Annotated in this window: 2 protein-coding genes; both read right to left on the bottom strand. The window is 59.0% G+C overall.

The annotated features are described in order from the left end of the window. Positions 1-245: 245 nt before the first annotated feature. Positions 246-731: a dihydrofolate reductase gene (locus LVJ78_RS03430; RefSeq protein WP_132954004.1), complete on the bottom strand. Its 486-nt coding sequence runs from the start codon at positions 729-731 to the stop codon at positions 246-248. 551 nt (positions 732-1,282) lie between these two features. Next, positions 1,283-15,715, bottom strand: a complete 14,433-nt coding sequence (locus tag LVJ78_RS03425; RefSeq protein ID WP_244802598.1) for an Ig-like domain-containing protein — start codon at positions 15,713-15,715, stop codon at positions 1,283-1,285. Between the last annotated feature and the right edge of the window lie 30 nt (positions 15,716-15,745).

The raw sequence follows: 15,745 nt of genomic DNA, 5'->3' as shown, positions 1-15,745 counted from the left end.
ATCAACAATATGCAGTGAAATGTAAGAAAAAGTGACACGAAACTGTATTCTATAACGGCGTAGGTTAGATTCATAAACCCAACGTTTCAGACGGCTTGTGGATTTGTTGGGTTTGCAACCCAACCAACCTTTTGTGTCACTTTATTATGCATTCCACCATATATATACAATATATACGGCAATCTGTTGGCTTAAGGCCGCCTGAAACGTTTCAGACGGCCTCAAGTCAAATAAGCATGACTATATCAGCGGCGCAGATAATGCACAAACGCATAAGCCGTGCCTTTGCTGCTCATGCATGCTTCGCGCCCAACCTCTTGCCAATCGGCCTCATCCACCTTGGGAAAAAAAGCATCGCCTGCCACTTGCAGCCCCACTTCGGTAACACGCAGATCGGTGGCCAGCGGCATGGCTTGGGCATAAATCTGCGCCCCGCCCATAATAATGATTTCCGGTGCATCAGCACACATTTGCAAAGCCGCTTCCAGGCTTTCTGCCTGTTCGGCGCCGGCTGTTGCATAATCAGCTTGGCGGGTGACCACGATATTGCGCCGCCCGGGCAAGGGCTTTTTCGGCAGCGATTCCCACGTTTTGCGCCCCATCACCACCGGCTTTTCCAGCGTGTATTGCTTGAAAAAGGCGAAATCTTCGGGCAAATGCCAGGGCATAGTGTTGTCGATGCCGATGCAGCCATTGTCGGCGCAGGCGGCAATCAGGGTGATTTTTTGCATAACAAGCTCTCGCTGGGGTTTCAGACGGCATCTTATACTAAATACAACGGCAAACCAACTTCACCCTGCCCTGCTATTGTGAAATCAAGCATAGGCAAAGGTTGGGTTGATGAACCCAACGCTTCAGACGGCCTGTGGATTTGTTGGGTTTTCAACCCAGCCTATAGTGGATTAAATTTGAATCAAGGCAAGGCGGCGAGCCGCAGACAGTACACACGTACGGCAAGGCGAGCCAACGCAGTATTGATTCAAATTTAATCCACTATACCTGCCTTGATTTCATATACCGGCCAGACCACCGATACCCATCCCCAAAAGTAAGCTTACAAGGCGAGGCCGTCTGAAAAAAAATGTTTCAGACGGCCTCTGTGTGCTATGCATACGATAACGCTTTATTTTGACAAAGCTAATCGTATTTACGCTTGCTGCCTTGATTTCACTATATCGACAAGGCCGTCTGAAACCTATTCAAAACAACCCGACTGCATTGGCAGCGCCCGCCCGCAAAAAAACCCCGCTCAAGCGAGCGGGGCTTTGGATGCAGCGAGTGTTTAGCCGATAAACTCAACGTGTTTTTCGAGAATGCTGTTCAGGGTTTCGCCTGCAGCCATGCCGTTAAACGTGATGCTGTTGTTGTAGGTTTGGCCGGCTTTGTCTACACCGGTGAAGCTCAGGGTGTGGGTGTTGTCGTTCCACACCGCGCCTTGCAGCTGGTTGGCGTTGACCAAATCGGCAAACACCACTTTATCGGTGCCCGCTTCAAAGTCGGTAATCACATCTTTACCGCTGTTGCTGTTGGCGAGGAACACAAACTGATCTGCACCTGCGCCGCCGGTAAGGGTGTCGTTGCCGGCACCGCCGAACAAGATGTCGTTACCGGCACCGCCGTTGAGCGTGTCGTTGCCGCCATCGCTGCGCCCATCGAGCAGGCTCACCCAGTTTTCACGCACATAATCCACCATCTGCTGGCTGCCGGCTTCGCTGCCGTGGTTCTCCGACCACTTGATGTATTCGCCCAGCGCATCTGCACCCATGCCGTCATGGCTGCCGGCGGTGTAGCGGATGCCGGTGTCTGCATTGGTCCAGCTCAGATGGTCGGTGTTGATGCTGTCGCCAAACAGAATGTCATCACCATTGCCGCCATACACATAGTCGTCGGAAACCGGGTTGGGGCTGGTGGTGGTGCTGCCGCTTTGCAAGGCTGCATCAAGCTCGTTGGGGTGGTCGATAATCGCCACTTCGCCGGTTGAGCCGCTGTAGGTCACACGCCAGCTATTGCGGCCATCGGTGTGTGTTACCGTGGTGGAGCCGCTGCCGAGGCTGCCGTTGCCATCGATGGTGTTGTCGAAATAGCGCAACACGTTTTCCTGAATGCCAGCTTCAAAACCGATGGCATGCACATCCGACATCCCGGCCACTTTTTTGTAGCTGTTTAAAGCGGCGGTAACGGAGGGCTGGGTTACATAAGCTCCGGAAGTGTTGTAGCTGTTGCCATACGAGGTCGGTTGGCCATCTGTGAGGAAGTAAGTCACATTCTTATAACCGTTGCTGCCCACCGCATCAAACCATCCTGATGCCGATTTAAAGGCCAAATCATAGTTGGTTGAGCCTTCCGAACGCATTTTCAGGGTGCGCATCACGTTGATTTCTGCCAACAAGCGATCCACATTGCTTTCGTTCAAATCGGTAATCTTGATTTGTTTGTTTACGGTTTGGTCAAACAAGGTCAAGAATACGTTGGTGTGCCCATCGTGTTCGGCCAAATCATGCGCCAGTTTCAGCAGGGATTGACGTGCCATTTCCATATAGGTCACGCCGGTGGTGCTTTGGTAATTCAGCATGCTGTTGGAAACGTCCATCAAAATGGCAATATTGTAATCCTGGCCTTTGGTGATGATGGTGTTCACACCACCACGGTCGCCAATCAACACATCATTGCCGCCTGCGCCATAAATGGTGTCACTATTGTTGCCGCCGATAATGATTTTATCGTCTGACACGCCATTGATGGTGACTTTGAGTGTGGCGCTGCTGCGGTCGCCATCGGCATCGGTTATGGTGTAGCTGAAGGTTTCGGTGAGGCTTTGGCCATCGTTCAAGGCTTTCACCGCCGGGTTGGCCGAGTCAAGCGCGTAAGTGTAGCTGCCGTCTGCATGCACGGTGAGCACGCCATAAGCACCTTGCGGCTGAGCCACAGACACTTCCAGCGGCACATCGGCACCGGTGCTGTCGTTGGCCAGCAGATTGCCGCTTACCAAGGCCTCGCCCTCGGTGATGCTTTGGGTGTCGTTTACCGCAACCGGAGCGGTGTCGGTGATGGTCACATCCAAGCTGTCCATCGCCGTGTTGCCCGCTTTATCGCGCACCACCACCACAAAGCTGTCGCGCACCGAATTATCGCCGGCGCTGTGGTTTTGCGCTTTATCCGCCTCAGTGTAGGTGTACGACACCACGCCGGTGGCGGCGTTATAGCCGGTAATTTTCAACGTGCCTTTGTCGGTGGCAATTACCACAGGGTTGGCCGAAGTGGCGGCAGTCACATCTTTACCCGCCACAGTGATGCCGGCCACGCTGTTGTTGTCGCTCACTTTGATGATGCCGCTCACGCTCGCACCGGTGGCCTCTTGCACAGACAAATTGCCGTCATCAATAACCACAGTCGGGTTGGTGGTGTCGATGCTGCCCGGATCGGTGGCCGTGGCTTCATTGCCGGCCGGATCTTTCACGGTAGCCTTGGCAACATAATTGCCTTCTGCCAGTGCCGCCGGCACATCGGCACGGTAAGTGCCGCCTGCCTGCACCACGGCAGTGAAGGTTTGCACCTTATTGCCGCTATCGGTAACCACAATCGTCACCACAGAGCCGGCCGGTGCATCGGTGGTGCCGGTGATGGTGGGCGTGTTGTCGTTGCTGTTGTCCGGCGCATCCACAGTGATCTTCGGTGCGGTCAAATCCGTAGCCTTCGTGATGTCCACGTCGGTGGCGGTGTTGCCGGCTTTGTCGCTCACGGTGGCGCTGAAGCTGTAGGCTTTGCCGTCTGCAATCCAACCTGAATTGGCCGGTACGTTGGCAGACCAAGTGCCGTTGTTGACGGTGGCGCTGTAGCTCGCCACTTCTTTGCCACCATCCAGCACTTTGATCAGCACGGTTTGGCCGTTTTCTGCATCGGTGCTGCCCGATACTTTGAAGCCGTTGGCTTTGTCCGCTGCGTTGATAACGGCATAGCCGTCTGCATCGGTCGCGCCTTGGTTTTCTCCGGCGATGTGGTTAATGTCGATGGCCACTTTGGTGTCGACGCTGTACGGGCGGGTGGCGGTGATGGTGCCGGTGTTGCCGGCCGCATCGGTGGTGGTGATGCTGCCGTCCACCACTTTGTCGCCATCGGCGGCCAAGTCGCTGCCTTTCACCTGTACGGTGAAGTTGCCGTCGGCGGCCACTTTGGTGGTGTAGCGGGTGCCGTTCACCACGATGGTTACCACGTCGCCTGCGTTGAATTCGCCGCTCACTTTGCCGCTTACGGGTACTTCTGCTGCGCCGGCTTCGGCACCGTTGACTACGTCGTCACCGGCCACGCTGGTGATCACGAGTTTGGTGGTGCTCTCGTTCGGCGGGGTGATGTCGGTGGCGCGGGTAACATCCACGTCGGTGGCGGTGTTGCCGGCTTTGTCGCTCACGGTGGCGCTGAAGCTGTAGGCTTTGCCGTCTGTAATCCAGCCGGAATTGGCCGGTACGGTGGCAGACCAAGTGCCGTTGTTGACGGTGGCGCTGTAGCTCGCCACTTCTTTGCCACCATCCAGCACTTTGATCACCACGGTTTGGCCGTTTTCTGCATCGGTGCTGCCCGATACTTTGAAGCCGTTGGCTTTGTCCGCTGCGTTGATAACGGCATAGCCGTCTGCATCGGTTGCGCCTTGGTTTTCTCCGGCGATGTGGTTGATGTCGATTACAGGTGCGGTGGTGTCGATCACAGCCGAATCGGTGCCCTCGGGGCCGGTGTTGCCGGCCGCATCGGTTACAGTCGCAACTACTTCGATCTCTTTGCCATCCGCCGGTGCCGGGAAGCTCACCGCTACTTTGCCCTCGGCTATCTGCTCGGGCGTCAGTTTGATGCGGTGCTCGTGGCCGGCATTGTCGGTAACGGTCAGGATGTCGCCCGCAACGGCATCGGCCGGCAGACCCACTGCTACGTCGATGTCGCCATCGAGCTCTTGGTGGTTGATGTAGCCGTCGTTGTTGGCATCTTCTACGATGGTCACCACCGGTGCGCCCGGCTCGTCCAGCTTCAGCGTCGCTTTGTCTTCAGCTATGTTGCTTTCGTTGCCGGCCGCATCGCTCACCTGCGCGGTGGCCACAAACTCGGTGCCGTTGGCCGGGGCGTCAAACGCGGCCTTGACTTGACCCGCGTCGATGTCGGCCTGGTTGAGCACGATCTCTTTCGGGGTGTTGCCGGTGCCGGTAATCACCAGCAAATCGCCGGCTACGGCTTCTTTGGGCAGCGTAACGGTGACGTCGATCTGACCGTCCAATTCGTCTTTGCTGATGTAGCCGTCGTTGTTGGCGTCTTCGTCAATCACGATGGTCACACCGTCTGTCACCAAGTCGCTCAGATCCAGTTTGGCGCTGTCGCGGCCTTCTTTGGATACGTTGCCGGCCGCGTCTTCAATCACGGCGGTCACGATCATGTTGGTGCCGTTGGCCGGCGGCGTAAACGCGGTGGTGATGTAGCCGTTGGCTTTGTCTTCGGCCGTAATCGCCACTTCTTTGGTGAGGCCGTCTGAAGTGACTTTGACGATGTCGCCTACGCTCACTTTGTCGCCGTTGAAGCTCACTTTGACGTCAACGTCGCCGTCGAGCTCTTCGCGGTTGATGAAGCCGTCGTTGTTGGCGTCTTCGGTGATCTCCACCACCGGGGCGATGCCGTCGTTGGGGACGTTGCCGTCGGTCAGGCTCTCGTCGCGCCCGTCGGGGCCGGTGTTGCCGGCGGCGTCGGTCACGTTGGCCACCACTTCGAGTGTGCCCTCGGTCGGGATTTTGTTTTCCGGGACGGTCAGGGTGACGCCGTCTTTAATGTCTTCAGCCGTCAATTCTTTGCTGAAGTCGGGTTTGCCGTCGCCGTCGTAATCAACGTTCAGAACGTCGCCCGGCTCGGCATCGGCCGGCAGCGTGATCTTCACTTCTACGCCGTCTTTGATTTCTCCGGCATTCAGATGGCCGTCGCCGCCGTCTTGAATCTCAACTACCGGCGCGCTCGGCGCGGTGGTGTCGATGGTGGCCGAATCGCTGCCTTTCTCGCCGCTGTTGCCGGCCGCATCGGTCACCCAAGCGTCTACGGTGAGGGTGTTGCCTTCGCCGGGGTTTTTCACTCCGGGAATGTCGACGCTGCCTTTGACGATGTCGTCTGTGCCCAGCACTTTGGTGAAGTCGGGTTGGCTGTCGCCGTCGGTGTCAACCTTGAGGGTGTCGCCGGCTACGGCAGTAGCGGGCAGCGCTACGCTGACGCCGATGTCGCCGTCCAGCTCGGCTTTGCTGATGAAGCCGTCGTTGTTGGCGTCTTCGGTGATGGTCACCACCGGTTTGCCCGGTGCGCTCAGTTGCAGACGCGCGCTGTCGCTCACGGGGCCGGCGCTGTTGCCGGCCACATCGCGGATGGTGGCGGTGGCAACAAAGTCGGTGTTGTCGGCGGTCGGGTTGAATTTGACGTCAACATAGCCGGCATCGATTTGTGCCTGCGTGAGGGTGATCACTTTGTCGACGTTGCCGCTGCCGCTGATGGTGAGGGTGTCGCCCGCTGCCGCGCCTTCAGGCAGGGTAACGCGTACGTCGATGTCGTTGTCTTTGAGCTCGTCGCGGTTGATGTAGCCGTCGTTGTTGGCGTCTTCGGTGATTTCGATCGCCAGCCCTTCGAATACGGTGGTGTCGATCACAGCCGAATCGGTGCCCTCGGGGCCGGTGTTGCCGGCCGCATCGGTCACAGTCGCAACTACTTTGATCTCTTTGCCATCCGCCGGTGCCGGGAAGCTCACCGCTACTTTGCCCTCGGCTATCTGCTCGGGCGTCAGTTCGATGCGGTGCTCGTGGCCGGCGTTGTCGGTAACGGTCAGGATGTCGCCCGCAACGGCATCGGCCGGCAGACCCACTGCTACGTCGATGTCGCCATCGAGCTCTTGGTGGTTGATGTAGCCGTCGTTGTTGGCATCTTCTACGATGGTCACCACCGGTGCGCCCGGCTCGTCCAGCTTCAGCGTCGCTTTGTCTTCAGCTATGTTGCTTTCGTTGCCGGCCGCATCGCTCACCTGCGCGGTGGCCACAAACTCGGTGCCGTTGGCCGGGGCGTCAAACGCGGCCTTGACTTGACCCGCGTCGATGTCGGCCTGGTTGAGCACGATCTCTTTCGGGGTGTTGCCGGTGCCGGTAATCACCAGCAAATCGCCGGCTACGGCTTCTTTGGGCAGCGTAACGGTGACGTCGATCTGACCGTCCAATTCGTCTTTGCTGATGTAGCCGTCGTTGTTGGCGTCTTCGTCAATCACGATGGTCACACCGTCTGTCACCAAGTCGCTCAGATCCAGTTTGGCGCTGTCGCGGCCTTCTTTGGATACGTTGCCGGCCGCGTCTTCAATCACGGCGGTCACGATCATGTTGGTGCCGTTGGCCGGCGGCGTAAACGCGGTGGTGATGTAGCCGTTGGCTTTGTCTTCGGCCGTAATCGCCACTTCTTTGGTGAGGCCGTCTGAAGTGACTTTGACGATGTCGCCTACGCTCACTTTGTCGCCGTTGAAGCTCACTTTGACGTCAACGTCGCCGTCGAGCTCTTCGCGGTTGATGAAGCCGTCGTTGTTGGCGTCTTCGGTGATCTCCACCACCGGGGCGATGCCGTCGTTGGGGACGTTGCCGTCGGTCAGGCTCTCGTCGCGCCCGTCGGGGCCGGTGTTGCCGGCGGCGTCGGTCACGTTGGCCACCACTTCGAGTGTGCCCTCGGTCGGGATTTTGTTTTCCGGGACGGTCAGGGTGACGCCGTCTTTAATGTCTTCAGCCGTCAATTCTTTGCTGAAGTCGGGTTTGCCGTCGCCGTCGTAATCAACGTTCAGAACGTCGCCCGGCTCGGCATCGGCCGGCAGCGTGATCTTCACTTCTACGCCGTCTTTGATTTCTCCGGCATTCAGATGGCCGTCGCCGCCGTCTTGAATCTCAACTACCGGCGCGCTCGGCGCGGTGGTGTCGATGGTGGCCGAATCGCTGCCTTTCTCGCCGCTGTTGCCGGCCGCATCGGTCACCCAAGCGTCTACGGTGAGGGTGTTGCCTTCGCCGGGGTTTTTCACTCCGGGAATGTCGACGCTGCCTTTGACGATATCGTCTGTGCCCAGCACTTTGGTGAAGTCGGGTTGGCTGTCGCCGTCGGTGTCAACCTTGAGGGTGTCGCCGGCTACGGCAGTAGCGGGCAGCGCTACGCTGACGCCGATGTCGCCGTCCAGCTCGGCTTTGCTGATGAAGCCGTCGTTGTTGGCGTCTTCGGTGATGGTCACCACCGGTTTGCCCGGTGCGCTCAGTTGCAGACGCGCGCTGTCGCTCACGGGGCCGGCGCTGTTGCCGGCCACATCGCGGATGGTGGCGGTGGCAACAAAGTCGGTGTTGTCGGCGGTCGGGTTGAATTTGACGTCAACATAGCCGGCATCGATTTGTGCCTGCGTGAGGGTGATCACTTTGTCGACGTTGCCGCTGCCGCTGATGGTGAGGGTGTCGCCCGCTGCCGCGCCTTCAGGCAGGGTAACGCGTACGTCGATGTCGTTGTCTTTGAGCTCGTCGCGGTTGATGTAGCCGTCGTTGTTGGCGTCTTCGGTGATTTCGATCGCCAGCCCTTCGAATACGGTGGTGTCGATCACAGCCGAATCGGTGCCCTCGGGGCCGGTGTTGCCGGCCGCATCGGTCACAGTCGCAACTACTTTGATCTCTTTGCCATCCGCCGGTGCCGGGAAGCTCACCGCTACTTTGCCCTCGGCTATCTGCTCGGGCGTCAGTTCGATGCGGTGCTCGTGGCCGGCGTTGTCGGTAACGGTCAGGATGTCGCCCGCAACGGCATCGGCCGGCAGACCCACTGCTACGTCGATGTCGCCATCGAGCTCTTGGTGGTTGATGTAGCCGTCGTTGTTGGCATCTTCTACGATGGTCACCACCGGTGCGCCCGGCTCGTCCAGCTTCAGCGTCGCTTTGTCTTCAGCTATGTTGCTTTCGTTGCCGGCCGCATCGCTCACCTGCGCGGTGGCCACAAACTCGGTGCCGTTGGCCGGGGCGTCAAACGCGGCCTTGACTTGACCCGCGTCGATGTCGGCCTGGTTGAGCACGATCTCTTTCGGGGTGTTGCCGGTGCCGGTAATCACCAGCAAATCGCCGGCTACGGCTTCTTTGGGCAGCGTAACGGTGACGTCGATCTGACCGTCCAATTCGTCTTTGCTGATGTAGCCGTCGTTGTTGGCGTCTTCGTCAATCACGATGGTCACACCGTCTGTCACCAAGTCGCTCAGATCCAGTTTGGCGCTGTCGCGGCCTTCTTTGGATACGTTGCCGGCCGCGTCTTCAATCACGGCGGTCACGATCATGTTGGTGCCGTTGGCCGGCGGCGTAAACGCGGTGGTGATGTAGCCGTTGGCTTTGTCTTCGGCCGTAATCGCCACTTCTTTGGTGAGGCCGTCTGAAGTGACTTTGACGATGTCGCCTACGCTCACTTTGTCGCCGTTGAAGCTCACTTTGACGTCAACGTCGCCGTCGAGCTCTTCGCGGTTGATGAAGCCGTCGTTGTTGGCGTCTTCGGTGATCTCCACCACCGGGGCGATGCCGTCGTTGGGGACGTTGCCGTCGGTCAGGCTCTCGTCGCGCCCGTCGGGGCCGGTGTTGCCGGCGGCGTCGGTCACGTTGGCCACCACTTCGAGTGTGCCCTCGGTCGGGATTTTGTTTTCCGGGACGGTCAGGGTGACGCCGTCTTTAATGTCTTCAGCCGTCAATTCTTTGCTGAAGTCGGGTTTGCCGTCGCCGTCGTAATCAACGTTCAGAACGTCGCCCGGCTCGGCATCGGCCGGCAGCGTGATCTTCACTTCTACGCCGTCTTTGATTTCTCCGGCATTCAGATGGCCGTCGCCGCCGTCTTGAATCTCAACTACCGGCGCGCTCGGCGCGGTGGTGTCGATGGTGGCCGAATCGCTGCCTTTCTCGCCGCTGTTGCCGGCCGCATCGGTCACCCAAGCGTCTACGGTGAGGGTGTTGCCTTCGCCGGGGTTTTTCACTCCGGGAATGTCGACGCTGCCTTTGACGATGTCGTCTGTGCCCAGCACTTTGGTGAAGTCGGGTTGGCTGTCGCCGTCGGTGTCAACCTTGAGGGTGTCGCCGGCTACGGCAGTAGCGGGCAGCGCTACGCTGACGCCGATGTCGCCGTCCAGCTCGGCTTTGCTGATGAAGCCGTCGTTGTTGGCGTCTTCGGTGATGGTCACCACCGGTTTGCCCGGTGCGCTCAGTTGCAGACGCGCGCTGTCGCTCACGGGGCCGGCGCTGTTGCCGGCCACATCGCGGATGGTGGCGGTGGCAACAAAGTCGGTGTTGTCGGCGGTCGGGTTGAATTTGACGTCAACATAGCCGGCATCGATTTGTGCCTGCGTGAGGGTGATCACTTTGTCGACGTTGCCGCTGCCGCTGATGGTGAGGGTGTCGCCCGCTGCCGCGCCTTCAGGCAGGGTAACGCGTACGTCGATGTCGTTGTCTTTGAGCTCGTCGCGGTTGATGTAGCCGTCGTTGTTGGCGTCTTCGGTGATTTCGATCGCCAGCCCTTCGAATACGGTGGTGTCGATCACAGCCGAATCGGTGCCCTCGGGGCCGGTGTTGCCGGCCGCATCGGTCACAGTCGCAACTACTTTGATCTCTTTGCCATCCGCCGGTGCCGGGAAGCTCACCGCTACTTTGCCCTCGGCTATCTGCTCGGGCGTCAGTTCGATGCGGTGCTCGTGGCCGGCGTTGTCGGTAACGGTCAGGATGTCGCCCGCAACGGCATCGGCCGGCAGACCCACTGCTACGTCGATGTCGCCATCGAGCTCTTGGTGGTTGATGTAGCCGTCGTTGTTGGCATCTTCTACGATGGTCACCACCGGTGCGCCCGGCTCGTCCAGCTTCAGCGTCGCTTTGTCTTCAGCTATGTTGCTTTCGTTGCCGGCCGCATCGCTCACCTGCGCGGTGGCCACAAACTCGGTGCCGTTGGCCGGGGCGTCAAACGCGGCTTTGACTTGACCCGCGTCGATGTCGGCCTGGTTGAGCACAATCTCTTTCGGGGTGTTGCCGGTGCCGGTAATCACCAGCAAATCGCCGGCTACGGCTTCTTTGGGCAGCGTAACGGTGACGTCGATCTGACCGTCCAATTCGTCTTTGCTGATGTAGCCGTCGTTGTTGGCGTCTTCGTCAATCACGATGGATACGCCCTCTGTCACCAAGTCGCTCAGATCCAGTTTGGCGCTGTCGCGGCCTTCTTTGGATACGTTGCCGGCCGCGTCTTCAATCACGGCGGTCACGATCATGTTGGTGCCGTTGGCCGGCGGCGTAAACGCGGTGGTGATGTAGCCGTTGGCTTTGTCTTCTGCCGTAATCGCCACTTCTTTGGTGAGGCCGTCTGAAGTGACTTTGACGATGTCGCCTACGCTCACTTTGTCGCCGTTGAAGCTCACTTTGACGTCAACGTCGCCGTCGAGCTCTTCGCGGTTGATGAAGCCGTCGTTGTTGGCGTCTTCGGTGATCTCCACCACCGGGGCGATGCCGTCGTTGGGGACGTTGCCGTCGGTCAGGCTCTCGTCGCGTCCGTCGGGGCCGGTGTTGCCGGCGGCGTCGGTCACGTTGGCCACCACTTCGAGTGTGCCCTCGGTCGGGATTTTGTTTTCCGGGACGGTCAGGGTGACGCCGTCTTTAATGTCTTCAGCCGTCAATTCTTTGCTGAAGTCGGGTTTGCCGTCGCCGTCGTAATCAACGTTCAGAACGTCGCCCGGCTCGGCATCGGCCGGCAGCGTGATCTTCACTTCTACGCCGTCTTTGATTTCTCCGGCATTCAGATGGCCGTCGCCGCCGTCTTGAATCTCAACTACCGGCGCGCTCGGCGCGGTGGTGTCGATGGTGGCCGAATCGCTGCCTTTCTCGCCGCTGTTGCCGGCCGCATCGGTCACCCAAGCGTCTACGGTGAGGGTGTTGCCTTCGCCGGGGTTTTTCACTCCGGGAATGTCGACGCTGCCTTTGACGATATCGTCTGTGCCCAGCACTTTGGTGAAGTCGGGTTGGCTGTCGCCGTCGGTGTCAACCTTGAGGGTGTCGCCGGCTACGGCAGTAGCGGGCAGCGCTACGCTGACGCCGATGTCGCCGTCCAGCTCGGCTTTGCTGATGAAGCCGTCGTTGTTGGCGTCTTCGGTGATGGTCACCACCGGTTTGCCCGGTGCGCTCAGTTGCAGACGCGCGCTGTCGCTCACGGGACCGGCGCTGTTGCCGGCCACATCGCGGATGGTGGCGGTGGCAACAAAGTCGGTGTTGTCGGCGGTCGGGTTGAATTTGACGTCAACATAGCCGGCATCGATTTGTGCCTGCGTGAGGGTGATCACTTTGTCGACGTTGCCGCTGCCGCTGATGGTGAGGGTGTCGCCCGCTGCCGCGCCTTCAGGCAGGGTAACGCGTACGTCGATGTCGTTGTCTTTGAGCTCGTCGCGGTTGATGTAGCCGTCGTTGTTGGCGTCTTCGGTGATTTCGATCGCCAGCCCTTCGAATACGGTGGTGTCGATCACAGCCGAATCGGTGCCCTCGGGGCCGGTGTTGCCGGCCGCATCGGTCACAGTCGCAACTACTTTGATCTCTTTGCCATCCGCCGGTGCCGGGAAGCTCACCGCTACTTTGCCCTCGGCTATCTGCTCGGGCGTCAGTTCGATGCGGTGCTCGTGGCCGGCGTTGTCGGTAACGGTCAGGATGTCGCCCGCAACGGCATCGGCCGGCAGACCCACTGCTACGTCGATGTCGCCATCGAGCTCTTGGTGGTTGATGTAGCCGTCGTTGTTGGCATCTTCTACGATGGTCACCACCGGTGCGCCCGGCTCGTCCAGCTTCAGCGTCGCTTTGTCTTCAGCTATGTTGCTTTCGTTGCCGGCCGCATCGCTCACCTGCGCGGTGGCCACAAACTCGGTGCCGTTGGCCGGGGCGTCAAACGCGGCCTTGACTTGACCCGCGTCGATGTCGGCCTGGTTGAGCACGATCTCTTTCGGGGTGTTGCCGGTGCCGGTAATCACCAGCAAATCGCCGGCTACGGCTTCTTTGGGCAGCGTAACGGTGACGTCGATCTGACCGTCCAATTCGTCTTTGCTGATGTAGCCGTCGTTGTTGGCGTCTTCGTCAATCACGATGGTCACACCGTCTGTCACCAAGTCGCTCAGATCCAGTTTGGCGCTGTCGCGGCCTTCTTTGGATACGTTGCCGGCCGCGTCTTCAATCACGGCGGTCACGATCATGTTGGTGCCGTTGGCCGGCGGCGTAAACGCGGTGGTGATGTAGCCGTTGGCTTTGTCTTCGGCCGTAATCGCCACTTCTTTGGTGAGGCCGTCTGAAGTGACTTTGACGATGTCGCCTACGCTCACTTTGTCGCCGTTGAAGCTCACTTTGACGTCAACGTCGCCGTCGAGCTCTTCGCGGTTGATGAAGCCGTCGTTGTTGGCGTCTTCGGTGATCTCCACCACCGGGGCGATGCCGTCGTTGGGGACGTTGCCGTCGGTCAGGCTCTCGTCGCGCCCGTCGGGGCCGGTGTTGCCGGCGGCGTCGGTCACGTTGGCCACCACTTCGAGTGTGCCCTCGGTCGGGATTTTGTTTTCCGGGACGGTCAGGGTGACGCCGTCTTTAATGTCTTCAGCCGTCAATTCTTTGCTGAAGTCGGGTTTGCCGTCGCCGTCGTAATCAACGTTCAGAACGTCGCCCGGCTCGGCATCGGCCGGCAGCGTGATCTTCACTTCTACGCCGTCTTTGATTTCTCCGGCATTCAGATGGCCGTCGCCGCCGTCTTGAATCTCAACTACCGGCGCGCTCGGCGCGGTGGTGTCTACGCTGCCTTTGTCGGTGGCTTTGCCTTCGTTGCCGGCGGGGTCTTTTACGCCTGCGTCAACAGTGTATTCACCCTCAGGCAGTTCTTCGGGCACTTCCACGCTGTAAGTGCCGTCTTCTTTCACTTGGGTGGTAACGGTTTGGGTGTTGCCCGCGCTGTCGGTTACCACTACGGTAACCACGGAGCCTTCGGGCGCATCTGTGGTGCCGGTGATGATGGGCGTGTTGTCGTTGGTGTTGTCCGGCGCATCTACGGTAATTTCCGGCGCGGTGGTGTCTACGCTGCCTTTGTCGGTGGCTTTGCCTTCGTTGCCGGCGGGGTCTTTTACGCCTGCGTCAACAGTGTATTCACCCTCAGGCAGTTCTTCGGGCACTTCCACGCTGTAAGTGCCGTCTTCTTTCACTTGGGTGGTAACGGTTTGGGTGTTGCCCGCGCTGTCGGTTACCACTACGGTAACCACCGAGCCTTCGGGGGCATCTGTGGTGCCGGTGATGGTGGGGGTGTTGTCGTTGGTATTGTCGGGCGCGTCAACCGTGATTTCCGGCACGGTGGTGTCTACGCTGCCTTTATCGGTGGCTTTGCCTTCGTTGCCGGCAGGGTCTTTTACGCCTGCATCAACAGTATATTCACCTTCGGGAAGCTCTTCGGGCACTTCCACGCTGTAAGTGCCGTCTTCTTTCACTTGGGTGGTAACGGTTTGGGTGTTGCCCGCGCTGTCAGTCACCACCACGGTAACCACCGAGCCTTCGGGCGCATCTGTGGTACCGGTGATGGTAGGGGTGTTGTCGTTGGTGTGCTCGGGAACGTCAACCGTGATTTCCGGGGCAGTTGTATCCACCACACCCGGGTCGCTGGCCTGAGCTTCGTTACCCAGCTTGTCCGCCACTTTTGCCGTGGCTGTGTATTCGCCATCCGGCAACGCGTTGGGCACTTCAATCTGATAGCTGCCATCTGCCTGCACGGTAGTGGTTACCACTTGGGTGCCGCCGTTTACATCGGTGATGGTTACGGTGACCGTTTGGCCGGCTTCCACATCGGTGGTGGTGCCGGTGATCAGCGGGGTGTCGTCGTTGGTTAAATCGGGTGCGTTTACGGTGATGATGGCGGTGGTATCGATATTGCCCGTGTCGGTGGCAGAGGCCGTGTTGCCTGAAGGCGCGGTTACTGTGGCCTGCGCAGAGTATGCACCATCAGCCAAAGGTGTGCTCGGCTCCACGGAATAACTGCCATCTGCCTGCACCGTAGTGGTGACGGTTTGAGTGGCACCGGCGCTATCGGTCAGCAGCACAGCCACCACGCTGCCGGCCGGCGCATCAGAGGTGCCGGTAATCTGCGGGGTGTTGTCATTGGTGTTGTCGGGTGCATCTACAGTGATGTGTACAGCCGGGGGTGGGGGATTCTCATCGCCGCCTCCGCCGGAAGCGGCCGCTGCTGCAGCCAGCGGCAGCAAGGCCAACAGCCACAAAGGATTGGGCGCCCACAACGCGCTGATGATTTCGCCGCCCAAAGCCTGGCCGGCCTGCACTTCTTCTGCCAGCATGGTTACCGCATCTTCCGGCGCGGTGCTTTCCGGCACATAGGGATAAACATTGCCGTTTTCATGCTGGCCGATCAGCAAGCTGCTTTTAGACGCGCCGGTGGCATCAGCGTAATAGCCTTCGAGAATCAAATCGGGGTTATCGATGGTAGAGCCTTCAAACGCCACCACCAAATTATCGCCCACGCGTTTGGTCATGATGTTTTCCGGGCCAAACTGGGTCAGGTCGTCGATCAATTGATAATTAACGTCTGCCTGCGCCGGGATGCGCAGCGCTTGACCTGAGGCCGTCTGAAATTTAACGCTTTCCAAAGTTTCTTTGGCGTTATTAATATTCAATGTAATATTTTTAGACATTTTCTTCACCTTTGATTGTGAGCATTTATA

This window comes from Uruburuella suis, assembly GCF_022870845.1.
Lineage (GTDB): Bacteria > Pseudomonadota > Gammaproteobacteria > Burkholderiales > Neisseriaceae > Neisseria > Neisseria suis.
Note: the sequence above shows the minus strand (reverse complement) of the source record. Positions and strands in the feature narration are given on the sequence as shown.

Bases quoted from the DNA above. Each gene is read 5' to 3' on its own strand.
- LVJ78_RS03430 (WP_132954004.1), bottom strand. From the start codon at position 731: ATGCAAAAAATCACCCTGATTGCCGCCTGCGCCGACAATGGCTGCATC.
- LVJ78_RS03425 (WP_244802598.1), bottom strand. From the start codon at position 15,715: ATGTCTAAAAATATTACATTGAATATTAATAACGCCAAAGAAACTTTG.